This window comes from Kaistia hirudinis (genome assembly GCF_014196455.1).
Classification (GTDB): Bacteria; Pseudomonadota; Alphaproteobacteria; order Rhizobiales; family Kaistiaceae; genus Kaistia; species Kaistia hirudinis.
Genome location: NZ_JACIDS010000005.1, coordinates 579,611 through 602,458, shown reverse-complemented (window position 1 = coordinate 602,458; position 22,848 = coordinate 579,611). Strand labels below are relative to the sequence as shown.

The window sequence follows — 22,848 nt, the reverse complement described above, 5'->3', positions numbered from 1 at the left end:
GGTTCAGGCGGCCTCTGCCTTGCCGGGCTTGGAGACGGCGGGGAAGTATTCGTCGAGGAGCGCCTGGCGCACGAGCAGTTCCTCGGGCGCGAAGCACTCGGCCATAGTCTTCCAGCCGAGATCCAGCGCCTCCTCGAGCGGCATCGAGACGGAAAGATCCATGAAGCGCCGCTCGAACAGGTCGCCGAATTTGAGCGAGCGCTGGTCGAGATCGGAAAGCTCGAAGGCCATGGCCTGCTTGCGCTGCGCGTCGCGGGCGCCGGAATAGAGGCGGATCATGGTGTTCATGACCGCGCTGTGGTCCTCGCGCGTCTCCTTGCCGATGACGTGCTGCTTGAGGCGCGACAGCGAGCCGAAGGGATCGATGCGCCCGCCGCGGAGATAGAACTGCCCCTCCGTGATGTAGCCGGTATTGTCCGGCACCGGGTGGGTGACGTCGCCGCCCGGCATGGTCGTCACCGAGAGGATCGTGACCGAGCCGGCGCCGGGAAAGACCGCGGCCTTCTCGTAGCGGCGGGCGAGCTGCGAATAGAGATCGCCGAGATAGCCGCGGTTGGAGGGCACGCGGTCGAGCGCGATGCCGACCTCCTTCAGCGCGTCGGCAAAGGCGGTCATGTCCGTCAGCAGCACGAGGACGCGCTTCTTCTCCTCGGTCGCAAATTTCTCGGCGACGGCGAGGGCGAGATCCGGCACGAGCAGCCGCTCCAGCACCGGATCGGAGGCCTGGTTCACGAACATGATGGTGCGGCCGAACACGCCGGCATCCTCGAAGGCGGTGCGGAAGCGCCAGTAATCGTCGAACTTCAGCCCGAGGCCGCCGAAGACGACGACATCCGCATCTGCCTGGATGCCGATCCGCGCCAGGAGCGTGTCGTAGGGCTCGCCCGAGGTGGAGAAGATCGGGATCTTCTGGCTTTCGACGAGGCAGTTGAAGACGTCGATCATCGGCACATTGGTGCGGATCATGCGCGAGGCGAGGGCGCGGCGGGCCGGGTTGGCCGAGGGGCCGGCGATCTCGACCTCGGGCTCCTGATCGAGCGAGGGGCCGCCATCGGCGATGGCGCCGGCGCCGGTGAAGACGCGCCCCAGGATATTGGCGGAGAAGGGGACTTGCGGCGGGTGGCCGAGGAACTGCGTCCGCGCCCTCGTCGAGAGGCCGCGGGCGCCGGGGAAGATCTGCAGCGAGGCTTCGCCCTCGGCGATCTTCACGACTTGGGCGAGCCGGGGCGCGGCATCGCCCTCGCGGACCAGCGCCAGATCGCCGAACCGCGGACCCGATGGATCCTCGCGCGTCTCCGGCGGCAATGCGATCCGCAACACGTCGCCGATGATCGATAGAACGCGGTCATAGGTAATCGGCACGACAGCCATCGCCGCTTCATCCCTCATCTTGCGTCGCCGATGGAGATTACTTGCTCAGCCGTGCCACCGGCTTGTTGATGTATATCAATCAGACCGGCTCAATGTCTTCTAGATTCCGAACCGATGAGGTGAGATGGTATCCGGTGACACCGCCGGGCTCTGGTACAGAGAGCCGAGCGACGAATATTTGCGAACCCTGCAGTATTTTTTTGGGATCGGAGCTGATCGTGCGGCAACCTTACCTTAATTTACTCGCTCCGGTGCCGGGTGCGATCATTCGCAACCGCGCCATTGTGCTTGGCTTGACGCTCGCGCTCGGGCTGCTCGCAGCCGGATGCTCCGATAAGGGCGAGAAGGCGGCGGCGCCGCCGCGCCTCGTCTCGGCTTTTCAGGTCGGCATGACCGAGCAGCTCGGCCAGCGCCAGTTTCAAGGTCTCGCCAAGGCCGAGCGGGAGGCGGTGCTCTCCTTCCGCGTGCCCGGACAGATCTTCACGCTACCCGCCCGGGTCGGCCAGAACATCGAAGCCGGCGCGGTGGTCGCGACGCTCGATGCCAGTCCCTATCAGGCCGAGGTCACGCGGCTTTCGGCCGATCTCGACAATGCCCGGGCCGATCTCAAGCTCAAGACGGACCAGTATGACCGGGTGATGCCGCTGGTGAAGAGCGGCACCTATCCGAAGTCGCGCGGGGACGATGCGCTCAGCGCGAAGCAGGGTTCGGAAGCGCGCGTCGCCTCGGTCCAGTCCGCGCTCGACCGGGCGCGGATCGATCTCGACCTCACAGTCCTGAAATCGCCCTTCGCCGGCCGTGTCGTCGCGGTCTATCCCGAGACGTTCGAGGAGGTGCGGACGCAGCAGCAGATCGTCCGCGTCGTCGACATCAATTCGCTCGAAGCCGTGATCGACATACCGGAGACGCTGATCTCGCTCGTGCCCCGTATCGAAACCATGGAGGCGCGCTTCGACGCGTTTCCGGATGTGCCTGTTCAAGGCAAGATCGTCGAGATCGGTTCCGAGGCGTCGGCGGTGACGCGCACCTTCCCGGTGACCGTCGGCATGCAGCAGCCCAAGGATGCCCTGGTGCTGCCGGGCATGGCGGGCAATTTCCGCGTGACGGCCATCAATACGGCCGGTGCGACGGCGGCGATGGTGGTGCCGCCGGCATCGATCCGTCCGCTCGAGCCCGGCAAGGATGCCATGGCGGTCTGGGTCGTCGATCCGGCGTCTGGCAAGGTGGCGCTGCGGCCCGTCATGGTCGGGCGCATCGTGCAGGGCGGCATCGAGATCAAGGACGGGCTGAAGCCCGGCGACTGGGTGGTCTCGGCCGGCGCCAACAGCCTGGCGGATGGCGAGATCGTCCGCCTTCCGAAGGCTCCCGAGGCCGCCAAGGCGCCCGCCGGAGACGCATCATGAAGATCGTCTCCGCCGCGGTCGACAATGCCACCGTCACATGGTTCGGCGCGGCGCTGCTGCTCATTGGCGGCCTCGCGGCCTTCTTCTCGCTCGGCCAGCTCGAGGATCCGGAATTCACGATCAAGACCGCGATCGTGCAGACCAGCTATCCCGGCGCGAGCCCCGAGGAGGTCGAGCAGGAGGTCACGGACAAGATCGAGATCGCGCTGCAGAAGCTGAAGGAGCTCGATTCGCTGGAGAGCTTCTCGCGCGCCGGCTCGTCGCGCATCAAGGTCAACATCAAGGCGTCCTATTCCTCCGAAGAGCTTCCCGGCATCTGGGACAAGGTGCGGGCGCGCGTCGACGAGGCCTCGCGGCAATTGCCTCCCGGTGCCGGCAAGCCCCTGGTGATCGATGATTTCGGCGACGTGTTCGGCCTGCTGCTCGCCGTCACCAGCGACGGCTATTCGCCGAGCGAGCTCAAGAGCTATGCCGACGATCTGAAGCGCGAGCTGAGCCTCGTCGACGGCGTGGCCCGCGTGGACCTCTGGGGCGTGCAGCAGCGGCAGGTCTTCGTCGATGTGCGCCAGAGCCAGCTCGCCCAGCTCGGCATTTCCGAGCAGACCATCGCCCGCAGCCTCGAAACGCAGAATGCCGTCGTCGATGCCGGCCGGCTCTATCTCGACGACAGCCAGCTGCGCATCGCGCCGACCGGCGCATTGTCTGTCGTCGACGAGATCGGCGATGTCGCCTTGCAGCCGACCGCGCTCGATCTGCTGCAATCGGCAAGCCGCCAGTCGCCGGGCGGGGCGAACGAGATCATCCGCATGCGCGATGTCGGCGTGATCCGCGAGGGCTATCAGGATCCGCCGTCGCAGCTGATGTATTTCAACGGCCGGCCCGCCATCGGCCTCGCGATCACCAACCGGCCGGGCGCCAATGTCGTGACGGTCGGCCAGGCGGTCGACAAACGTCTTGCGGAGCTTCAGATCGATCTGCCGATCGGCATCGGCGTCGAGAAGGTGAACTGGCAGTCCGACACGATCGACCAGTCGGTCAGCGGCTTCTTCATCAGCCTGATCGAGGCGATCATCATCGTGCTCGCCGTGCTGACGATCCCGTCCGGCTGGCGCATGGGCATGGTGATCGGCACGGCGCTCGTCCTCACGGTGATGGCGACGTTCCTGATGATGGGGATCTTCGGCATCGACCTGCAGCGCATGTCGCTCGGCGCGCTGGTCATCGCGCTCGGCATGATGGTCGACAACGCGATCGTCATCGCGGACGGCTATCAGGTGCGGATCAATAAAGGCATGGCGCCGCGCGACGCGGCGATCGAATCCGCCAGCCAGCCGGCCATGCCGCTGCTCGGCGCGACGATCATCGCGGTGATGGCCTTCTATCCGATCTTCGCCTCGGAGGAGAGCGCGGGCGAATATTGCGCGACGCTGTTCTCGGTCGTCGCCATCTCGCTGCTGGTGTCGTGGATCCTGTCGGTCACCGTCACGCCGCTCCAATGCATGGGCATGCTGAAGCCGCAGGGCGCGAGCGGCGCCGATCCGTTCGACAACCGTTTCTTCAACGGCTTCCGCGCCCTGCTGCACACTGCGATCCGCTTCCGCTTCGTGTCGATCGGCATCGCCGTCGTCGTGCTGGTCGCCTCTCTCGCCTCGTTCGGGTCCGTCACCAAGCTGTTCTTCCCCGATGCCGCCATGACGAAGTTCATGGTCGACTACTGGATGCCGGAAGGGACGCGGATCGAGCGGACGGCGGCGGATATCGAGAAGATCGATGCGCATCTGCGCGCCGATCCGCGCATCGCGGAGGTCGCCACCTTCGTCGGCGCCGGACCGCCGCGCTTCTATCTTCCCGTCGAGCCGGAGGCCGCCAATCCGGCCTATGGCCAGCTCGTCGTCAATGTCCATGACATGAAGGACATCGACGGCATCATCGCCGACCTCCAGCCCTGGGTGCTGGAGAATTTCCCGACCGCGCTGATCCCGATCCGCAAGTTCACCGTCGGCCCGGGCGATACCTGGAAGTTCGAGCTCCGGATCAGCGGGCCGGGCAATGCCGACCCGACCGTGCTGCGCAATCTCGGCAATGAGGTGCTCGCCATCGTCCGCCAGAGCCCCTATGCGGGGCTGATGCAGACGGACTGGCGCCAGAAGGTTCTGGAGGTTCGTCCCGAATACAATACGGCGCGCGCTAGCTGGGCCGGCATCACCCGCGAGGACATCGCGCGCACCACGCGGCGCACCTATGACGGCTTGCCGATGGGGCTCTTCCGCGATGGCGATGAGCTCGTGCCGATCGTCATGCGCCATGTGAATGACGAGCGCGAACGGCCGGGCGACATCGACGTGCTGCCCGTACGCGGCGCGGCGAGCACGAAGAGCGTGCCGATGGCGCAGGTGGTCGATGGCGTGCCGGTCGCGCCGCAGGAATCGGTGATCGCGCGCTATGATCGGAAGCGCACTCTGACCGTCCAGGCCAATCCGGCGCTCGGCTTCACCTTCCCGACGCTCTATGCCGATGTGAAGGCCAAGATCGAGACGCTCGCGCTCCCGCCGGGCTATTCGGTGGAATGGGGCGGCGAGCAGGAGAACTCGTCCAAGAGCCAGGCGTCGCTGCTGCCGGGCGCGGTGCCGGCGCTGGCGATCACGGTCTTCATCATGATCGCGCTGTTCAACGCGCTGCGCCCGCCGCTGGTGATTGCGATGACGATCCCGTTCGCGCTTTCCGGCGTGATCTTCGGCCTGCTGATCACCGGCGTGCCATTCGGCTTCGTGGCGCTGCTCGCCGCGATGAGCCTTGCCGGCATGATGATCAAGAACGGGCTCGTTCTGCTCGACGAGATCAATGCCGGCCTCGCTAACGGCCTGTCGCGCTATGACGCGACGATCGAGGCGGCCGTCTCGCGCCTCCGACCCGTCCTGCTGGCCGCCGGCACGACCGTGCTCGGCGTCATCCCGCTGCTGCAGGACGTGTTCTGGGTCGGCCTCGCCGTCACGATCATGGCCGGCCTCACCTATGGCACGGTCCTGACCATGGTGCTGGTGCCGGTGCTCTATTCGACCCTCTATCGCCTGAAGCGCGGCCAGCCCGACAGGCCCGCGCGGGGCCTCCTGAGACGCCCCGAGCAGAAGGCAGAGGCGGAGGCTCCCGCATGAGCGCGGCTTCCGGCACGGTGCGGCGCGGCCTGCCGGGACCCGGTGTCCCGGCAACCTCGCTTGATCGCATCGCGCCGGGCCTTGCTGCCCTCATGCGCTATGACCGCGCCAATATCGGCGCGGATGTCCGCGCGGGGCTCGCCGTTGCGGCCGTCGCCATTCCCGTCGGCATCTCCTATGCGGAACTCGCCGGCTTCCGGCCCGAATACGGTCTCTACGCGTCCTTCTTTCCCCTGATCGTCTATGCGCTGCTGGGCAGTTCACCCCAGTTGATCGTCGGGCCGGACGCGGCAACCTGCGCCGTCATCGCGGCCTCGATCGCACCACTCGCCGCCGGCGACACGGTGCTCTACGCCCATCTCGCGGGCATGCTCACGCTGATCGCCGGTCTCATCTGCGTCCTCGCGAGCTTCCTGCGCCTTGGCGCCCTGGCCGATTTCCTGTCGAAGCCGATTCTGGTCGGCCTGCTGAACGGTATCGCGATTACCATTGTGCTCGGTCAGGCCGCCAAGCTGTTGGGCTTTCCGGTCGCGAGCCACGGATTGCTGCCGGTGGTGTTCGAGGTCGCCGGCCGGCTCGGCGAGACCAACCCGGCGACGCTCGCGCTCGGTATCGCGGCCCTGCTGGTGGTCGGGTTCGGCCCGCGCCTCGCCCCGGCCATGCCGGCTGGCATCGTCGCCATGGTGCTCGCGGCGGCAGCGGTGGCTGCGTTCGGGCTGGAGCGGATGGGTGTCGCGACGCTGGGCGCCGTGCCGGGCGGTCTGCCGCTTCCCTCCTTCCCGGCGGTGGATCCGGCCTATCTGCCGAGCCTCATCACGGACGCGGCGAGCGTCGCGCTCGTCAGCTATGCGAGCCTCATCTTCTCTTGCCGTTCCTTCGCCTCGCGCAATAGCTACGAAGTCGATGCCGACCAGGAGTTCGCGGCGCTCGGGGCGGCCAACATCGTCTCCGGGCTGACCCAGGGCTTTGCCGTCAGCGGGGCGGATTCGCGCACCGCCGTCGGCGATGCCAATGGCGGGAGAACGCACGCGACCGGCCTCGTGGCCGCGGCTGTGGTCGGCTTCGTCATCCTGTTCCTGACGGGACCGCTGCGCTTCGTTCCGACCGCTGCGCTCGGCGCCGTGCTGGTGTTCGCAGGACTGTCGCTGTTCGACGCGAAGAGCCTGCGCCTCATTTTCCGGGCCGACCGGGTCGAGGGCGCGATCTCGGTGCTCGCCATGCTCGGCGTCGTCGGCCTGGGCGTCACCCGCGGGGTGCTGCTCGCCGTGATCCTCGCGCTGCTGCGCTTCGTGCAGCTCACCTCGCGGCCGCGCGTCGAGGTGCTCGGCACGGTCGAGGGGCTGCCGGGCTTTCATTCCCTGTCGCGGCACAAATCGGCGCGTCCGCTGCCCGGGCTCGTTGTCGTTCGCTTCAACGGGCCGCTGGTCTTCTTCAATACCGGACATTTCCGCAAGGCGGTCCTTGCCGCGGTGGATGCGCGGGGCGCCGGCGTTGCCCGGGTCGTTCTCGATCTCATCCCGATCACCAAGGTCGATGTGAGCGGCATCCTGGCGCTTCAGGAACTGCGCGATGTCCTCGCCTCTCGGGGCATCCTGCTGGAGGGCGCCGGCAGACGAACCGAGTGGCTGCGGTGGGCCGAGAAGCATGGGTTCGGCGATGAGGCGCCGATGATCTATCCGACGTTGCGTCGTGCGGTGCGGGAAGAACCCGCCTCGACGGACGCCATGGAAGAGCGCAAGGACGGCGAAGATCGCCCTGCGGAGGAGGAGGCGCCGCGTCCGGCAACGGACCGTACCCGGCCCAGAGGAGGAGAAATGCCATGATCGAACCCGGCATCGCGATGATGGCCATCGCGATCGACGCATTGGCGGCAGACGCCCCCAGCGGCGAGAGCCTCGCGGCATCGATCCGTTCCGCCTTTCCCGATGAGCCGGTACGGGCGCTCCGGCGGGCGATCTTCTACGCCGTGACGGATCCGGAGCGACGCGACAGTGTGGTGATCACGCGGCTGCATGATGCGGCGATGGTCCTGGCGCCTGGCGAGGAGGGGCTCCCCTTCGTGCCGGACGCGCCCGCGATGGCCGCCGCGGTGCCGGCCCGGACGACAGCAGCAGCGAGGCAGATGAAATGAGCGAAGCGATCGAGAAGCTCGGACGCAAGGACTATGAGAAGGAGCTGGAGCGGCTGCAGGTCGAACTGGTGCGCTTGCAGCAATGGCTGCAGAAGAGCGGCGGCAAGGTCTGCATCATCTTCGAGGGGCGCGATGCGGCCGGCAAGGGCGGCGTGATCAAGTCGATCATGGAGCGCGTCAGCCCGCGCATCTTCCGCGTGATCGCGCTGCCGCCGCCCACGGAGCGCGAGAGATCGCAGATGTATATCCAGCGTTACATGCCGCATCTGCCAGCGGCCGGCGAGATCGTGATCTTCGACCGCTCCTGGTACAATCGCGCCGGCGTCGAGCGCGTCATGGGCTTCTGCACCGAGGAGCAGTCGGATCGTTTCCTCGCCGTGGTCGGCGCGGTTGAGCGGGCGATCATCGAGTCCGGCGTCATCCTGCTCAAATACTGGCTGGAGGTCAGCCCGGAGGAGCAGACGCGGCGCATCAAGTCGCGCATCGACGATCCCAAGAAGGTCTGGAAGCTCTCGCCGATGGATCTCGAATCCTACAGCCGCTGGTACGACTATTCCCGCGCCCGCGATCTCATGTTCGCGGCCAGCGATACGGAATGGGCGCCCTGGTATGTCGCGCAATCCGACGACAAGAAGCGGGCGCGCCTGTCGATCATCGCGCACATCCTGTCCAAGATCCCGTATGAGAAGATCCCGCGCGAGAAGGTTAAGCTGCCGAAGCGGCAGAAGCCGAACGGCTATGCCGAGCCGCATTATGCCAGCCACCACGTGCCGGCATTCGGCATCCCGCCGGAGACGAGCTGAGGCCGCGCGATCCTATTCGTCGATCAGGCGCCGGCCTCGCGGAACGTCACCATCTTGTGGGCGACGAAATTGACGAAGACCGGCAGGATGATCGCGCAGCCATGCGAGACCGCGCGTGCGAGCCACAGCGGCAGGAAATGCGAGAAGACGTAGTGTTCGAGGCCGAGCGCGGCGAACACCACGACCGGGAAGGCGAGGGCGTTGAACAGGAAGAACCACGCCATCTCCTGATGCAGCGGCTTGCCCGAGGCGGGGAAGACGAAGCGCCGGTTGAGGAAGAAGGCGGTAAGGAAGCCGACGATATAGGCGAGCGCCACGGCCTGCCAGAAGCCGGTGAACGGCTCGAACAGGAAGCGGCTCAGGAAATTGGCGAGGGCCGCGAAACCGCCGGCAATGAGGAACTTGCCGAACTGGCCGGTCAGGTAGAGGCCCGCAAGGCGCTTCAGGCCGCTCTCTCGCGCTGCTGGCTGGCTCATCGGAAGATCGGTTCCCTGCGCGGCTCGTAGTCCGTGCCGATTGCCTTGGCCATCTCGGCCGCAAGGCGCGCGCCTTCGGAAATGCCGCGATCCTCCGGGTAATAATAGCAGGTATCGGCGATCTGCAGCCCGGCGATCTCGGTTCGGATCGGCGGTATGCGCTTCGCAAAGCCCGGCTCGCAGAGCGGCTGGGCATGGCTGAGCCGGCCGACCGTCGAGGCGATGCGGTCGGCGTCCGTCAGCGCTGGATTGACGCGCTTCAGATAGGCGAAGCTCTCGTTCACGAAGCTCTCGTCGCTGGCCGACCATTTCGCCTGCGTGGTCGGCATGTAATAGGGCACATAGACGATCGTCGCATCGACCGGCCGCAGGTTGGAGAATTCGATGAAGCCGGGGATCGCCATCGTCTCGTCGACGACATTGACCCAGAAATGCGGCGTCACCGATTTCCTGAGCTTGTGCAGCACGCAGACGACGCCGATGTTGCGGATCGCGTCATAGGCCGCCTTGGTCGCGTCCGAGAAATCCGGAACGAGACGGGAGACATAGGGCGTCGGCACGGTCGAGATGACCGCATCGGCCGCGATGAAATCGCCGCCGGCCAGGACGCCGGTGACGCGCCCGCCTTCGGTCACCACCTTTTCCGCCGGGCTTGCGAGGCGAATGCGTCCGCCGAGCCGCTCGATCGCGGCCACCAGCGCCTTCACCAGCGTCTCCGAGCCGCCCTCGATATAGCCGAGCTCCTCCTGGAACATCGACCGGCGCGAGGAGCCGATCCGCTTCACGCGGGTCGCGATCCAGGCGGCCGAGACATTGTCGGCATATTCGTAGAATTTGAGCTCCATGAGGCGGCGCCACATGCGCTCATAGACCTTCGGTCCGGCGCCCTTCTCGATCCATTCGCGCGCCGAGACGTTCTCGAGATCGTCGAAGCTCTTGCGCTTGGTCGTCAGGAAGGCCTGCGCGCCGTAGCGGATCTTGCTGACGAGATCGAGATGGGGAAAGCGCAGCAGCGCGATCGGGTCGCCCCAGTCGTGCAGGGCGCCGTCGGTCCAGTAGCCCATCGATGTCGGGCGCCAGCGCATCTTGTCGCCGATGCCGAGCTCGTCGAGCAGGGCGAAGGTCGGCCGGTCCGGCTTGCAGACGAAATGGTAGAAGCGCTCGATCGAAAGGCCGTCGAAATCGAAATGCGCGGCCATGCCGCCCGCGATGCGGTCGGCCTCGACCACGTCCACCTCATGGCCGGCCTTCAGCGCATGATAGGCCGCCGCGAGGCCCATGGCGCCGGCACCGATGACGACTGTCTTGACCATGGGTCCTCGCTTCAGAAGGAGAGCGTGATCTCGGCGTAGCGCTCGTCGAGATAGGTTTCCTCGATCGCCTTGCGCAGCGGCGTCTCCGGAACGGCGAAGATGCCGGGCCAGTCGATCACGGGAAAGGTCTCCGGAATCACCAGCGCCTCGAGCTGGCGCGTCGTGAACGGCGGATTGCTGTTCACCTTCGCATAGGCCCATAGCAGCAGCCAGAACAGCCGGTAGGGGATATGGACGATGCGGGCCCGGGCCTTGGTCACGTCCTTGATCAGGCGGATCAGGTCGCCATAGTCGATCGGCGTCAGCCCGGAAATGTCATAGGTGCCGGTGATGCGCGTCTCGATCGCCGAGGCGATGATCGCGGCAAAATCGCCGGCATAGAGCGGCTGCCGGACGAAGCGGCCATCGCCGGGGATCGGGAAAACGGGCACGCGGTCCATGAAGCGGCGCAGCCAGCCGAGGTGCTTGCGGTCGAACCAGCCGAACATCAGCGTCGGGCGCAGCACGACATGCGGGATATCGACCGCGGCGAACAGCTTCTCCTGCGCCGTCTTGGTGCGGGTGTAGAAATCGTCGGCGCGCGAGTTCACCACCGACGAGGAGATCTGGACGACATAGCCGATGGCATGGCTACGGGCGGCGGCGATCAGGTGCTCCGTCGCCGTCACGTTGTTGCGCACGAATTCGGCCTCGTCGAGGCCGCCGATCTGGGCCTGCAGGATGACGAGCGTGTCGACGCCCGCGAGCCGGTCCGCCCACGCGCCCGGCCGCGCGAGATCCGCTTCCACCACTTCGATGTCGGGATGGAGTTCGCGCAGGATCTGCGTGTTCTCGGGATGCTTGTCGAAGGCGACGATCGAATAGCCGCGCGCTTTCAGGCGCGGGACGAGGTTCTGGCCGACGAGACCCGCCGCGCCGGTGATGGCGATACGCTTCATAGCTTCGTCTTGTGGAAGATCGGGGCGGGCACGAGGCGGATGATCAGCAGGATGAAGCGCCAGAACCAGGGCGCATAGACGATGGGCCCGCTTCCCGCCGCAGCCTTGCGGATGACGGCGGCGACCTGATCGGGGCTCGCCCAGAGCGGGCCGCCCTTCTTGAGCCCGTCGGTCATCGGCGTATCGACGAAGCCCGGCTTGACCACCACGGCGTGGAGCCCCTTGCGGCCCGTCAGCGCGAAGCGATGCGCAATGCCCTGGACCAGGGTGGCGAGACCCGCCTTCGCGGCGCCATAGATATAGTTGGATTGCCGACCGCGGTCGCCGGCGACCGAGCCGACGACGACGAGGGCGCCGCTGCCCTGCGCCTCCAGCCGCTTCGCTGCCGCGAGCGACCAGAGCGCGGCCGAGGTGAAGTCGACGTCGAGGATCGCCCGCGCCGCTGCGAGGTCGCGTTCGGCGTCCTTCTGCTCGCCGAGAACGCCGTAGAAGAGCAGTACGTGGTCGATCCCGCCGAGCTCGGCGACGATGGCGTCGAAGGCGGCCTCGAGGCCGTCCATTGCGGCGAGATCGCGCGCGAGGATCGGCACCGATCCCGCGCCGCGCGCGGTCAGGTCGGCCGCGATCGCCGCCAGCCGTGTGCCGTCACGGGCCGCGAGCGCGATGGAAGCGCCTTCGGCCGCATAGAGCCGCGCCGTCGCTTCCGCGATCGCCGAAGTCGCCCCCAGAATGAGGACGCGCAGAGGTTTCCTGTCCGTCACGGAGCGACGCGCCTCCAGAAGGCCGATGAGAAATGCGGATCGACATGGGCGGTGAACGCCTCCAGCCGAGGATAGCCGCTTTGGAACATGCGTGCACTCATCCGTCCATCCTTGGCGGGATAGAGACGGCCGTCGGCCTCGAACACGACCGCGTCGAGCCGTGCCAGCAGCTCCAGGGTCTGTGGCCCGCGATTGCGGAAGTCGAGCGCCAGCGTCGTGCCCTCGCGTGGGAAGGAGAGCAGCCCCGGTGAGGCGTTGCTGCCGAATGTCTTCAGCACGGCGAGGAAGGAGCCTTCGCCGCTGGCCGCGATGATCTTGAGCAGTTCTGCCGTTGCGTCGAGCGAGGCGCCGGGCGGCACGACGCATTGATACTGGAACATTCCGTCGCGGCCATAGAGCCGGTTCCAGTGCATGATGCCGTCGAGGGGGAAGAAGAATGGCGCGTAGTGCACCTTCGAGCGTCCGGCGCGCAGGCGGCCGAAGCGATAATAGGCCTCGTTGAAGAGGCTGAGCGTCAGCGGGTTCAGCGCGAAACGCGGCAGTTCGAGCGGCATGCCGAGGCGGGGACGCGCGGCGTGGGGCGGCCGATCCGGATCAGCCGAGCAATTGCCGCGCATGAACAGGCCGCGCATCTTCGTCCCGTCAATCCGCGTGCAATCGATCCACGACACCGTGTGTTCATGCGTCGTGATGCTTTCGTCCGCCAGGGCGAAGAACTCTTCCAGCGATTCGAAGGGGATCGTCTCCGCGTCAATCATCGCGCCCGGTATGGCGCGCAGGGCGATCTCGACCCATTCGATCAGGCCGGTGAGGCCGAGACCGCCGATCGTCGCGGCGAACAGGCCGCTTTCGTCATCGGGCCCGAGTTCGATCCGCCGGCCATCCGAGCGCATCAGCGAAAGGCGTCGCACATGATTGCCGAATGTGCCGAAGCGATGGTGGTTCTTGCCGTGGATGTCATTGCCCACCGCGCCGCCGAGCGTGACGAACCGCGTCCCCGGAACGACGGCGGGGAAGAGCCCGTGCGGCAGGACGGTTCGGATCAGGCTGTCGAGCGAAAGGCCCGCATCGGCCCGCAGCACGTGGCTCGCCGGATCAAAATGGTGGATCCGGTCGAGCCCCGTCATGCGGATGACGGACCCATCGGGATTGAGGTTGCTGTCGCCGTAGGACCGCATCAGGCCGACGCCGAGCCTTGTGTCGCCTGCGCCTGCGACGAGCGACGGCAGTTCGTCAGCGAAATGCGGCGAAGCGACGTTCTGGCTGGGGCGCGTCACCCGTCCCCAAGATTGCAGCCGATCCGTCGCGACAAAGCCTGCCATGCTAGATGGCCAAGACGAAGGCGAGCAGCACGATGGCGCCGAGGCCGATGCTGAGCCTGTCCTTGAGCGCGAAGATCACGGGATCGTCGGTCATCAGGCCGCGATGGGACAGCAGCCAGACGCGGCTGATCCACAGGAAGATGACGGCCGGCACCGCCCAGAGGAAGACCGGGCTCGCATAGACGTCGCGTGTAAACACCTCGTCCATCAGATAGTTGACCATGATCAGGATCGAGGCGAGTGCCGAGGCGATGCCGAAGGCGAGCGTCACCTCGCGATCCTCGACATGATAGCCGCGGCCGCCGATCTTACCCGTCGCCTTCTCGGCCGCGCGCAGGATCTCCGTGTGCCGCTTGGCGATCGCGAGCGAGAAGAAGAAGAACATCGAGAAGGTCAGCAGCCAGGGCGACGGTGGCAGGTTGGCTGCCTCGGTGCCGATCAGGAGGCGCAGCGTGAACAGCGCCGCGATCACGAAGGTGTCGAGAATGGGCACCCGCTTGAGGCCGAAGGAATAGGCCAGCGTGATGACGACATAGGCGAGCAGGCCGAGACCGACGCCGCCGGAAATGAGCGTGCCCGCGACGAGCAGCAGCGGGATGCCGAGCGCCGCCGCGACCATGCCGTCCCGGACCGGCAGCCGGCCGGATGCGAAGGGGCGCTTGCGCTTCGACCAGTGCCGGCGGTCGGCGGCAAGATCGGCGATGTCGTTGACGCAATAGGTGAGCGACGCGATGGCGCAGAGCAGGATCGCCGCGAGCAGGGTCGACAGCACGTCGCCGTGCTCGATCTGCGTCCAGCCGAGCGCCAGCGGGATGAAGACGAGGGCATTCTTGGCCCATTGATGCGGTCGGAGCGCCTTCCACCAGGCGGCGACGCGCTGCTGGCGCTCGGGGAAGACGCGCTCGATCGGCGTGCCGAGCTTCTCGACCCGTCCGGGCAGGCCTTCGCCACGATCCACGACGAGCGCGGCCTTGGCGCCCGACCAGACCGGCAGGTCGACGGTGCCGTCCCCGACATAGGCATAGCCGTCCGGGAAGCGTTCCGCGAGCCGCGCCGCCTTGCGTGCACCCTTGAGATTGACCCCGGCGTCGCTGGCGTCGAAGCCGTCGAAAAAGGCGTATTCGGAAGCGACGCGCTCAGCGATACGCTCGTCCGCCGCGGTGGCGAGGTGGACCTGGCGACCGGCCGCGTGTTCCTCGCGGATGAAATCGAGCAGATCCTCGCGCACCGGCAGCGTTTCGGCTTCCGGTATCGCGATCCCCGCGAGCGTCGACTTGAAGTGCGCGATGCCGGCCGGGATCTTGCGCAAGGCGGCGATGGCCTGCAGCGGACGGCTGAAGATCGCTGCCGCGAAGGATTCGTAGAGCGTGTCGACCTTGAGAAAGGTGCCATCCATATCGACCACCAGCGGCCAAGCTGTCTTGGCCGCTGCCTGATCGGACTGCTCGAATTCTGACCGTTCCCGCATGGATGCTGTCTATGCCAGGGCGATGCAACAAGCAATTGTCAGACGCCGGTGCCAACATCGTTCTCGAAGGACGATGTGCTGCCACGCACAGGTGCGGCATTGCTGCTGGCCCGCTCGGAAATCGTGATCGGCATACTTGAAAAGCGTGCCGAAGCACCGCCTTATCCAGGCATCCTTCGATCTGCCGGGATTCTTCGATGCCGTTCGCCACCCCAGCCGCGTTGCAGCGTCCGATTGTCATGCTGCTCGGCGCCCTGGTCCTGGCGCTCGTCGCCTATGATCTCTACTGGCTTCTGGCCGGGCTGACGCACCCCCCGCTCGGCAGCCACTCCTTCCGGCAGTCGCAGACCGCCATTTCCGCCTATTGGCTGCTCAAGGGCGGGCCACTGATCGCCTATGAGACGCCGATACTCGGCGCGCCCTGGTCGATCCCGTTCGAGTTTCCACTCTACCAGTGGTTTGTGGCCGCCCTGGCATGGACAGGCCTGTCGATCGACGTCTCCGGCCGCCTGGTGGCTTCGGCCTTCTTCCTCGGCTGTCTGTGGCCGATGCGAATGCTGTGCCGTCAGTACCGCTTGCCGGAGACGACGTTCCTGATCGCTGCCGCGCTCTTTCTCGCCGCGCCGATCTACGTCTTCTGGTCGCGGACCATCATGATCGAGACGACGGCGCTGTTCTTCGGCCTCGTCTGGCTCGCCTTCTTCGCCCGCCTGCAAGAGCGTCCCTCCCTCGTCGCGGCGCTCGTCACATTCCTGGCCGGCACCGCCTGCGTCCTTGCCAAGTCGACCACGTTTCCGGCCTTCGTCGTGATCGGCTTCCTCATCTTCGCCACGGCGTTCATCGCGGATCTGCGACGCCGCGCTTTCGGGGCCGCCCTTGTCCGATGCATCATCGCCAGCATCGTAACGCTCGGGCCGCTCGCCATCGGCGCGGTCTGGGTTCGCTATAGCGACATCGTGAAACTGCGCAGCGAGGGCGGTTCGCTGCTCACCTCCGCCGTGCTGACGGAGTGGAATTTCGGCGAATGGCCGGCGCGCTTTGCTGCCAAGCTCTGGGTCGACACCATCGCCGATCGCGTGGCCAAGGACACGTTCGGGCGGCTCGCTTGGCTGGCCGCGCTGCTGGCGCTGTTCGCATTGACGCAGCGCCGCTACCGCATGCCCGCGCTGCTCTGCGTCATCGGCTTCATGGTGCCGTTCCTGGTCTTCACCAATCTGCACACGACCCATAATTACTATCAGGTCGCCAATGCCGTCTTCGCGATCGGCGCGGCGGCGATCGGCATCCAGGCTCTTCTCGATCGCGTCTGGCTCGGCGGCCTCGCCGCCCTGGCCGCTCTTCTCGTCGCGCAGATCTCATTCTTCCTGAGCGGCTTCGGTCAGGAGATCCGGCAGGATTTCACGCAGGAGCCGACCTATCGCGCGGCGGAGATCGTCAAGCGCGTGACGCCGGAGAATTCTGTCGTCGTTGTGTTCGGCCAGGACTGGTCGTCGCTCGTGCCCTATCTCGCCGAACGCCGCGGCGCGGTCATGTCGACCTGGTTCCCGCGCTCGATGTTCGAAAGCCTGTTCCAGCACCCCGACGCCTTTCTCGGCGGGCTTCCTGTGGGCGCCATCGTCGATTGCGGCACGACCGGCTATGACAGCGCGAGTGATCTGATCCAGGCCTATCTCTCCGACCGGGCCGTCATCGGAGAGGCCGGAAGCTGCCGCGTTCTGGCTGCGGCGAAATCTTGATGAGCGGGGCGGGGCAGGCCATGAAGGAGCGAGTCGAAGGCAGTCGATCCGATGGCGTCCGTCTAGGGTCGCTTGGCGGCGCCATCGTCCGAGGCGTGATTGTGGTCGCCGCGCTGGTCTGGATCGCTGTCGGCCTATGGTCGCTTCTCCCCGGATCGAGCGCCCCGCGGGTGCTGGTCGCTCCCAACGGATGGACGACCAGCGGGGACTTCAAGCTCGATTCCGGGATGTCGGATCCGCTCGCCATCCCGCATGCGTTCTGGAGCGATCCGTCGTTTCGCTTCTGGCAGGCGATCGGAACGCCGGAACGGCGCCCCCATGGCTCCGTCCAGTCGGCGCCGTTCGATCCGCCGCCCTACATCGCCGTTCCCTATGCGGGGTTTCCCGACGAGGTTCCGGGCAATCGCATCGAGATCCGTTGTGTGGATAGCGGCGCGACCTATCCGGTTTCGCGCTTCCGCATGAATGATCGGCGTGCCACCAGCTTCATCGCCCTGCCGGACGATTTCTGCGCCGGCCAGGTGCGCGTCGAGGCCGCGGTCGACGGCAAGGAGTTCATCTCGCTCGGCACGCCGTTCGCCGTTTCATGGGCCATGTATCAGGCGCAGACCGGCATGTTCGCGCGGGCCCTCGCCATTGTCGCGAGCTGGTCGCTCTTTCTGCCGCTCTGGCTGGTCTCGGCCTTCGCCGTGTCGCGGATCCGTCCCGGGACAGGCCCTGTCGCGGCCGGCATGGTCGGCACCGCCGTCTTCGGCATGGCGGTGCTCACGGCCTTCACCGTCGGCGCCGCTCCCGGCATCGTGTTCACGCAGGTGGCGGGCGCGGCGGTGCTGCTCGGCGCGCTCGGCATCGTCTTCCGCGCCAGGAACTGGACGGCCGACTTCCTGCGCGCCATCGCGTTGCCGGCCGGCCTCTGGCTCGCGGTTGCGCTGTTCTACGCTGGTGTCGTGACGGCCGGCGACAATGGCGGTGGCAGCTGGTGGATCAACGGCCTCTTCACGCCGGTACGCTGGTCCAGCGACAACCAGGTGCCCTTCCTGTTTTCCGAGGCGCTGTTCGGGGGCGCCGAACTCCAGAAGATCACGTGGGGGCCGTGGCTCGCCACCGACCGTGTCCCGCTCATGAGTGCGCTGCTCGCCGCGCTGCGCGTCCTCGTGCTGCCCCCGTTCAAGAATGGCTTTGGCGAGATCTTCCTTCCCACGGCCTATATGATGGCGGCGATCGTGCTGCTGACGACATGGGTCGCCGTCCTCGTCGAGATCGTCCGCCGGCTCGATCCTGCGCGGCTTCCTGTCGTTTTCCTCCTCGCCGGGACGACGCCGTTCCTGTTCTTCAACTCGGTCTTCGCCTGGCCGAAGCTGCTCGGCGCGACCTATGTCCTGATCGCCTTCGATCTGCTCTTCGGTCTTTCCGTCGAGCGACGTCGGGATGGGGTGGTGCTGGCGCTTGCGGGGCTCGCGGCGATGGCCGGCGTGCTGACGCATTCGAGCAATCTCTTCGCCTGCGTCCCCATCGCCGTCATCTTCGCACGGACCTTGCTGCGGCAGGGCGTGGGGGCACTGGCGCGCGCGACGCTCCTGGCGCTGGTCCTTGCCTCGCCGTGGTTCTATTGGCAGGCGGTGATTCAGCCCGGCGGGAACGCCCTGCTGCGCTTCGCGCTGGCATTCGATTTCGACGCGGGCAACCGCACGCGTCCGCTGCTGTCCGCGATCGCCGACGCCTATCGCAATATGACCTTCGACGACTGGCTCCGCGGCAAATGGGCCAGCATTGCGCTGTCTCTGGGGTTTGCCGCGCCGGATTTCGGCATGCCGGAAATGGCGTCGCATTCGCCTGCGGCCGGCTGGCTCGGAACGGCGCGGATCTACGGCTTTCTCTCCGTCGCCCATGCGCTGGCGGTCGCCGGGCTCGGACTTCTCCTTGTGCCCCTGTTGCCGCTCCTGCGCAGGCGCGACGCCACCTATCGCAGCTTCGCGATCTGGGCTGCCGTTGCGGGTCTCTCCGGTGTCGTCCTCGGTCTTCTCACCATGCTGCCGCCCGCCATCACGCACCAGCAGCCCTATGGCTCGCTGCTGCTGATCCTCGTCGCGGGCGCGCTGGCGATCGCGGCGCTGCCCGTCTGGATCGGCGCCGTCGTTGCGATCGTCTCGCTCGGCTGGTTCGGGATGGTCTGGGTCTGGCATCCGATCGCGAACGCCGTCGCCATCCATGGATCGGCGCTCGCGCTCATGGCGTGGGTCGCCGCGGCGATCGCATGGATGCTCCTTGCGCGCGATCAAGGCAGGCTCGCGGATGCCGGGCGCGCCACGCCATAATCGCGGCGCGATCCCTCCATCCGGCTACGACATCTGGCGACGAAGCGTGACAGCCAGCGCCTTCGTCGAGTCCTTCGAAGACTCGACGCCGCGCCTCAGCCGCCTGTCTTGGTGGGAGGGGCCGGTGTTTCGGCCTCGACGGGGAGGGGGGGAGAGGCGGGGGCGGCCGGCGTCTTGGCGGCGGGTTTCGCCTTGGCATCAGCCTTCGCCTTGGTTGCAGGCTTCGCGGCGGTCGTCTTCGGCACCTTCGCGTCGGGCTTCGCCTTCGTAGCCGGCTTGGCCTCGGTCGCGGCAGCCTCTGTCTTCGCGGGCTCTGTCTTTGCGGGCTCTGTCTTGGCGGCCGGCTTGGCCTTCGCCTCCGCCTTCGGGGTGGCCTTGGCCTTGGCTGGCTTCTTCGCCACGCGCTCGGCGTCGGCCACGGCCTCGGTCTTCACGGCCCGTGCCTTCTTCGGCTTCGGCTCCACGGTGAATTCCAACTCCGCGCGCGCGGCCAGCCAATGGTCGTGGTCGCGGCCATGCGGGCGCCCTTCGGCGACCCAGATTTCATAGGCGCGAAGACGGATCTGTTCTTCGGTCGGTCCCGGCATTCTCGATCTCCTTCATCAACCGCAAAGTGAGGCGGATGGCCAACGCCGTGGACGCCGGTGGGGTTGCGTGACGCCCGCCCAAACCATACTGCCATCGCTTGGCCGGCCAAAGAAAGCCCCGATGGCGGATAGGGTTGGCGCAACGTTAGGCAGAATCGCGCTTCCAGCGATCGAGGCGGCGGCCGAGCCGCTCGAAGGCCAGATCGGTGAAGACCGCGAGCGCCCCGACGACCAGCGCGCCCTGCAGCACATAGGCCGTGTTGAAGCCGGAGAGGCCGACGATGATCGGCAGGCCGAGCGTCTTGGCGCCGACGGTCGAGGCGATCGCGGCCGTGCCGATATTGATGATCACCGAGGTGCGCACGCCGGCCAGCGCCACGGGCGCAGCGAGCGGAAGCTCCACATGCAGCAGCCTGCCGCGCGCCGACATGCCGATGCCGCGTGCGGCTTCCCGCACGCCCACCGGCACGGATTCGATGCCGGCGACGACGGCCTCGGTGATCGGCAGCAGGCCGTAGATCGCGAGCGCGATCAGCGCCGGGGCCGCCCCGAAGCCGAGCAGGGGAACGGCGACGGCGAGCACCGCGACCGGCGGGAAGGTCTGCCCCGTCGCGACGATCGTCTCGACCAGCGGGCGGAATTCCCGCCCGGCGCGCCGCGTGACGAAGACACCGGCGAGAACCCCGATCACGAGCGAAATCGCGCTGGATGCTCCGACGAGGACGACATGCGCGATGGTCAGGTTCAGGAAGCTGTCCTGCTCATAAAGCGGCCGGTCCAGCCCGGGAAAGAGCGCCGCGAAGACGGGCTTCAGCAGCGGCATGCCAAAGACGAGGCCGGCCAGCACAAGGCCCGACAGGATGAGGGGATCGGCGAGAAGGCCGATGCCGCGCCGTGCGCCCGCGTTCATGGTCCCGCTCATGGGCGGTCTCATGGGCGGCCGACCGTCAGGTCGGCGAGATGGATGACGCCGGCCGGCGCGCCGTCCGCGCCCGTGACAGGCAGGCGGTCCGCCGCGCGCGAAACGAGCAGCGAGAGTGCATGACGGAGTGTGGCGCTCGCCGCGATCGGCTCGCCCGCCGCCTCCTCGCCGGGCCGCATGCGCTCGCCCACCGTTTCGATCGAGAGCAGGCGGAGACCCATCTCGTCGCGGCCGATGAAATCGGCGACGAAGTCGCTCGCGGGCCGCGTCAGGATCTCGCGCGGGGACCCCGCCTGGGCAATGCGGCCCTGGTCGAGGATGACGATGCGCGAACCGAGCCGGATCGCCTCGTCCATGTCGTGGGTGACCAGCACGATGGTCGTGCCGGACGCCGCGTGGACGCGGAGCATCTCTGCCTGCAGCGCGTCGCGCGTGACCGGATCGAGCGCGCCGAAGGGTTCGTCCATCAGCAGCACCTGCGGCTCGGCCGCGAGCGCGCGGGCGACGCCGACGCGCTGCTGCTGCCCGCCGGAGAGGTGCTGCGGATAGCGTCCGCGATAGGTGGTGGCGTCGAGCCCGACGAGGCCGAGCAGCTCGGTGACGCGGTCGCGGATCTTCGCCTTGGACCAGCCCAGCAGTTTCGGCACCGCCGCGATGTTTTCCTCGACCGTCCAGTGCGGGAACAGGCCGATCGACTGGATGGCATAGCCCATGCGCCGGCGCAGCGCCTCCGGCGCGAAGGAGCGGATCTCGGCGCCGTCGAACAGGATCCGGCCGCTGTCATGCTCGATCAGGCGGTTGATCATGCGCAGCGTCGTGGTCTTGCCGGAGCCGGACGGGCCGATCAGGACGCAGAATTCGCCGGCCTTGATCGAGAGCGACAGGTCGCTGACCACCTCGCTCGTCCCATAGCGCTTGCCGACATGCTCGAACTGGATCACGCCCGGTTCCTCCCCAGCATCGAGACGGCGAGCTTCAGCAGCACGTCGGCGGCGATCGCCAGCGCAACCAGCGGGACGACGCCGAGCAGGACGAGGTCGATCGCGCTCGCGGCGAGGCCCTGGAAGATCAGCGCGCCGAGTCCGCCGGCGCCGATCAGCGCCGCCACGGCCGTCATGCCGATGGTCTGCACGAGCGTGACGCGCAATCCGGCGACGAGGACCGGAAAGGCGAGCGGCGCCTCGACCCGGCGGAAGACCTGGCCGCGCGTCATGCCCATGCCGGTCGCTGCGTCGATCGCCGCCGCCGGCACCTGCTCGAGCCCCGCCGCCGTGCTGCGGGCGATCGGCAGCAGCGCATAGAGCGTCAGCGCGATGATCGCCGGCGTCACGCCGATGCCCGAAAGGCCGATCGATCCGAGCGCAGGCAGGAGCGCGACGAGCCCGGAGAGCGGGGCGATCAGCAGGCCGAACAGCGCGATCGACGGGATGGTCTGGATCACGTTCAGAACGGAGAAGAGCGGGCCGCGGAGCGCCGGGCGGCGAAAGGCGGCGATGCCGAGCGGAATGCCGATCAGCAGCGTCGGCACGAGCGTCCCGCCCACGATCTCGATATGGCGCGTCAGCGCATTGGCGAAGACGTCGCGGCGATTGGCATATTCCTTGAGGATCGAGAGGCTGTCCGCTGCGCCGGAGAAGAGGACGAGGAGCAGGGGAACCGCCAGCAGGGCCCCGAGCGCGAGCCGTGCGGCCGGCGACATGCCAGAGCGCTGCAGCGCGTCGGCCGCCGCCAGCGCGAACACCGCTTCGAGTACCCAGAAGGCGCCGCCGAAGGAGATGCGGGCGGCCGGTGCCGCCGGGTCGGCGAGGCGAAGCGCCGCGTCGCCGGCGAGCCAAAGCAGCGCGGCCGCGAGCAGCGCCGCAGCGGCCGCGACGAGAAACTGGATACCGCGCCGACGCGGAAAGGCGATGCCGCCGACGAGAATGAGCGCCGGCAGCATGACCAGGGCGCGGCCGCCTTCGATGACAGCGCTCCAAGGCACCGGCTGGCCCGCGAGCAGGCGGTTCGGCGCGCGCGTCAACGGATAAAGGCTCGCCGCGCCGGCGATGCCGGCGACGACGAGCAGCAGCAGGACGGGATTGAAGGGGGCGGCGTCGGGGGCCGCGGCCGCCTCGCCTCCCGCCGAAAGCGCCGCCGACATCGGCGGGGTC

General features: G+C 67.3%; 18 protein-coding genes. 7 read left to right on the top strand and 11 right to left on the bottom strand.

Annotated elements, in window-relative coordinates; translation table 11 throughout:
• Positions 1-3 precede the first annotated feature (3 nt).
• Complete coding sequence (locus tag GGR25_RS21405; RefSeq protein WP_183400896.1) at positions 4-1,371, bottom strand: V-type ATP synthase subunit B; 1,368 nt, start codon at positions 1,369-1,371, stop codon at positions 4-6.
• Positions 1,372-1,664: 293 nt separating this feature from the next.
• Here GGR25_RS21405 and GGR25_RS21400 point away from each other — a divergent pair, with 293 nt between their 5' ends.
• From GGR25_RS21400 to ppk2, 5 genes are read left to right on the top strand one after another with little or no spacing between them, the layout of a single operon-like run.
• On the top strand, positions 1,665-2,774 hold the full coding sequence (locus GGR25_RS21400) for an efflux RND transporter periplasmic adaptor subunit (protein ID WP_183400895.1): 1,110 nt from the start codon (positions 1,665-1,667) through the stop codon (positions 2,772-2,774).
• Positions 2,771-5,926, top strand: coding sequence for an efflux RND transporter permease subunit (locus GGR25_RS21395; protein WP_183400894.1), 3,156 nt, complete (start codon positions 2,771-2,773; stop codon positions 5,924-5,926). The genes GGR25_RS21400 and GGR25_RS21395 overlap by 4 nt, the downstream gene beginning before the upstream one ends.
• On the top strand, positions 5,923-7,749 hold the full coding sequence (locus GGR25_RS21390; protein ID WP_183400893.1) for a SulP family inorganic anion transporter: 1,827 nt from the start codon (positions 5,923-5,925) through the stop codon (positions 7,747-7,749). The genes GGR25_RS21395 and GGR25_RS21390 overlap by 4 nt, the downstream gene beginning before the upstream one ends.
• Positions 7,746-8,057, top strand: coding sequence for a hypothetical protein (locus GGR25_RS21385; RefSeq protein WP_183400892.1), 312 nt, complete (start codon positions 7,746-7,748; stop codon positions 8,055-8,057). Before GGR25_RS21390 ends, GGR25_RS21385 begins: the two co-directional genes overlap by 4 nt.
• Positions 8,054-8,860, top strand: a complete 807-nt coding sequence (ppk2, locus tag GGR25_RS21380) for a polyphosphate kinase 2 (RefSeq protein ID WP_183400891.1) — start codon at positions 8,054-8,056, stop codon at positions 8,858-8,860. Before GGR25_RS21385 ends, ppk2 begins: the two co-directional genes overlap by 4 nt.
• A 23-nt stretch (positions 8,861-8,883) precedes the next feature.
• On the opposite strand, the gene GGR25_RS21375 is transcribed toward ppk2, so the two are convergent.
• From GGR25_RS21375 to GGR25_RS21350, 6 genes are read right to left on the bottom strand one after another with little or no spacing between them, the layout of a single operon-like run.
• The gene (locus tag GGR25_RS21375) at positions 8,884-9,336 is read right to left on the bottom strand and encodes a GtrA family protein (RefSeq protein ID WP_183400890.1); all 453 of its coding nucleotides are present in this window, start codon (positions 9,334-9,336) and stop codon (positions 8,884-8,886) included.
• Positions 9,333-10,649 carry an NAD(P)/FAD-dependent oxidoreductase gene (locus GGR25_RS21370; protein ID WP_183400889.1) on the bottom strand — a complete coding sequence of 439 codons (1,317 nt, stop codon included), beginning with the start codon at positions 10,647-10,649 and terminating at the stop codon, positions 9,333-9,335. The genes GGR25_RS21375 and GGR25_RS21370 overlap by 4 nt, the downstream gene beginning before the upstream one ends.
• A gap of 11 nt (positions 10,650-10,660) precedes the next feature.
• Positions 10,661-11,587, bottom strand: coding sequence for an NAD-dependent epimerase/dehydratase family protein (locus tag GGR25_RS21365; protein ID WP_183400888.1), 927 nt, complete (start codon positions 11,585-11,587; stop codon positions 10,661-10,663).
• Positions 11,584-12,348 (bottom strand): SDR family NAD(P)-dependent oxidoreductase, encoded by a 765-nt coding sequence (locus GGR25_RS21360; protein WP_183400887.1) that lies wholly within the window; start codon positions 12,346-12,348, stop codon positions 11,584-11,586. The genes GGR25_RS21365 and GGR25_RS21360 overlap by 4 nt, the downstream gene beginning before the upstream one ends.
• Positions 12,345-13,625, bottom strand: coding sequence for an FAD-binding oxidoreductase (locus GGR25_RS21355; protein WP_343068132.1), 1,281 nt, complete (start codon positions 13,623-13,625; stop codon positions 12,345-12,347). The genes GGR25_RS21360 and GGR25_RS21355 overlap by 4 nt, the downstream gene beginning before the upstream one ends.
• 46 nt (positions 13,626-13,671) lie before the next feature.
• Positions 13,672-15,138, bottom strand: a complete 1,467-nt coding sequence (locus GGR25_RS21350; protein ID WP_183400885.1) for a UbiA family prenyltransferase — start codon at positions 15,136-15,138, stop codon at positions 13,672-13,674.
• A 197-nt stretch (positions 15,139-15,335) separates the two neighbouring features.
• Here GGR25_RS21350 and GGR25_RS21345 point away from each other — a divergent pair, with 197 nt between their 5' ends.
• Both GGR25_RS21345 and GGR25_RS21340 read left to right on the top strand, forming a co-directional pair.
• Positions 15,336-16,874, top strand: a complete 1,539-nt coding sequence (locus tag GGR25_RS21345) for a hypothetical protein (protein WP_183400884.1) — start codon at positions 15,336-15,338, stop codon at positions 16,872-16,874.
• 227 nt (positions 16,875-17,101) lie between these two features.
• Positions 17,102-19,189 carry a hypothetical protein gene (locus tag GGR25_RS21340; protein ID WP_183400883.1) on the top strand — a complete coding sequence of 696 codons (2,088 nt, stop codon included), beginning with the start codon at positions 17,102-17,104 and terminating at the stop codon, positions 19,187-19,189.
• 95 nt (positions 19,190-19,284) lie between these two features.
• On the opposite strand, the gene GGR25_RS21335 is transcribed toward GGR25_RS21340, so the two are convergent.
• The 4 genes from GGR25_RS21335 to GGR25_RS21320 form a co-directional block, all read right to left on the bottom strand.
• A complete protein-coding gene (locus GGR25_RS21335; protein WP_183400882.1) occupies positions 19,285-19,776 on the bottom strand; it encodes a DUF2934 domain-containing protein in 492 nt (163 codons plus the stop codon).
• A 145-nt stretch (positions 19,777-19,921) separates the two neighbouring features.
• A complete protein-coding gene (locus GGR25_RS21330) occupies positions 19,922-20,698 on the bottom strand; it encodes an ABC transporter permease (protein ID WP_246410087.1) in 777 nt (258 codons plus the stop codon).
• An 8-nt stretch (positions 20,699-20,706) separates the two neighbouring features.
• Positions 20,707-21,639: an ATP-binding cassette domain-containing protein gene (locus GGR25_RS21325; protein WP_183400881.1), complete on the bottom strand. Its 933-nt coding sequence runs from the start codon at positions 21,637-21,639 to the stop codon at positions 20,707-20,709.
• Positions 21,636-22,838, bottom strand: a complete 1,203-nt coding sequence (locus GGR25_RS21320) for an ABC transporter permease (protein ID WP_183400880.1) — start codon at positions 22,836-22,838, stop codon at positions 21,636-21,638. The genes GGR25_RS21325 and GGR25_RS21320 overlap by 4 nt, the downstream gene beginning before the upstream one ends.
• Positions 22,839-22,848 lie beyond the last annotated feature (10 nt).

Coding starts and splice junctions, on each gene's coding strand:
- GGR25_RS21405 (WP_183400896.1), bottom strand. CDS start 1,371: ATGGCTGTCGTGCCGATTACCTATGACCGCGTTCTATCGATCATCGGC.
- GGR25_RS21395 (WP_183400894.1), top strand. CDS start 2,771: ATGAAGATCGTCTCCGCCGCGGTCGACAATGCCACCGTCACATGGTTC.
- GGR25_RS21390 (WP_183400893.1), top strand. CDS start 5,923: ATGAGCGCGGCTTCCGGCACGGTGCGGCGCGGCCTGCCGGGACCCGGT.
- GGR25_RS21385 (WP_183400892.1), top strand. CDS start 7,746: ATGATCGAACCCGGCATCGCGATGATGGCCATCGCGATCGACGCATTG.
- ppk2 (WP_183400891.1), top strand. CDS start 8,054: ATGAGCGAAGCGATCGAGAAGCTCGGACGCAAGGACTATGAGAAGGAG.
- GGR25_RS21375 (WP_183400890.1), bottom strand. CDS start 9,336: ATGAGCCAGCCAGCAGCGCGAGAGAGCGGCCTGAAGCGCCTTGCGGGC.
- GGR25_RS21370 (WP_183400889.1), bottom strand. CDS start 10,649: ATGGTCAAGACAGTCGTCATCGGTGCCGGCGCCATGGGCCTCGCGGCG.
- GGR25_RS21365 (WP_183400888.1), bottom strand. CDS start 11,587: ATGAAGCGTATCGCCATCACCGGCGCGGCGGGTCTCGTCGGCCAGAAC.
- GGR25_RS21350 (WP_183400885.1), bottom strand. CDS start 15,138: ATGCGGGAACGGTCAGAATTCGAGCAGTCCGATCAGGCAGCGGCCAAG.
- GGR25_RS21345 (WP_183400884.1), top strand. CDS start 15,336: ATGCCGTTCGCCACCCCAGCCGCGTTGCAGCGTCCGATTGTCATGCTG.
- GGR25_RS21340 (WP_183400883.1), top strand. CDS start 17,102: ATGTCGGATCCGCTCGCCATCCCGCATGCGTTCTGGAGCGATCCGTCG.
- GGR25_RS21335 (WP_183400882.1), bottom strand. CDS start 19,776: ATGCCGGGACCGACCGAAGAACAGATCCGTCTTCGCGCCTATGAAATC.
- GGR25_RS21330 (WP_246410087.1), bottom strand. CDS start 20,698: ATGAGCGGGACCATGAACGCGGGCGCACGGCGCGGCATCGGCCTTCTC.
- GGR25_RS21320 (WP_183400880.1), bottom strand. CDS start 22,838: ATGTCGGCGGCGCTTTCGGCGGGAGGCGAGGCGGCCGCGGCCCCCGAC.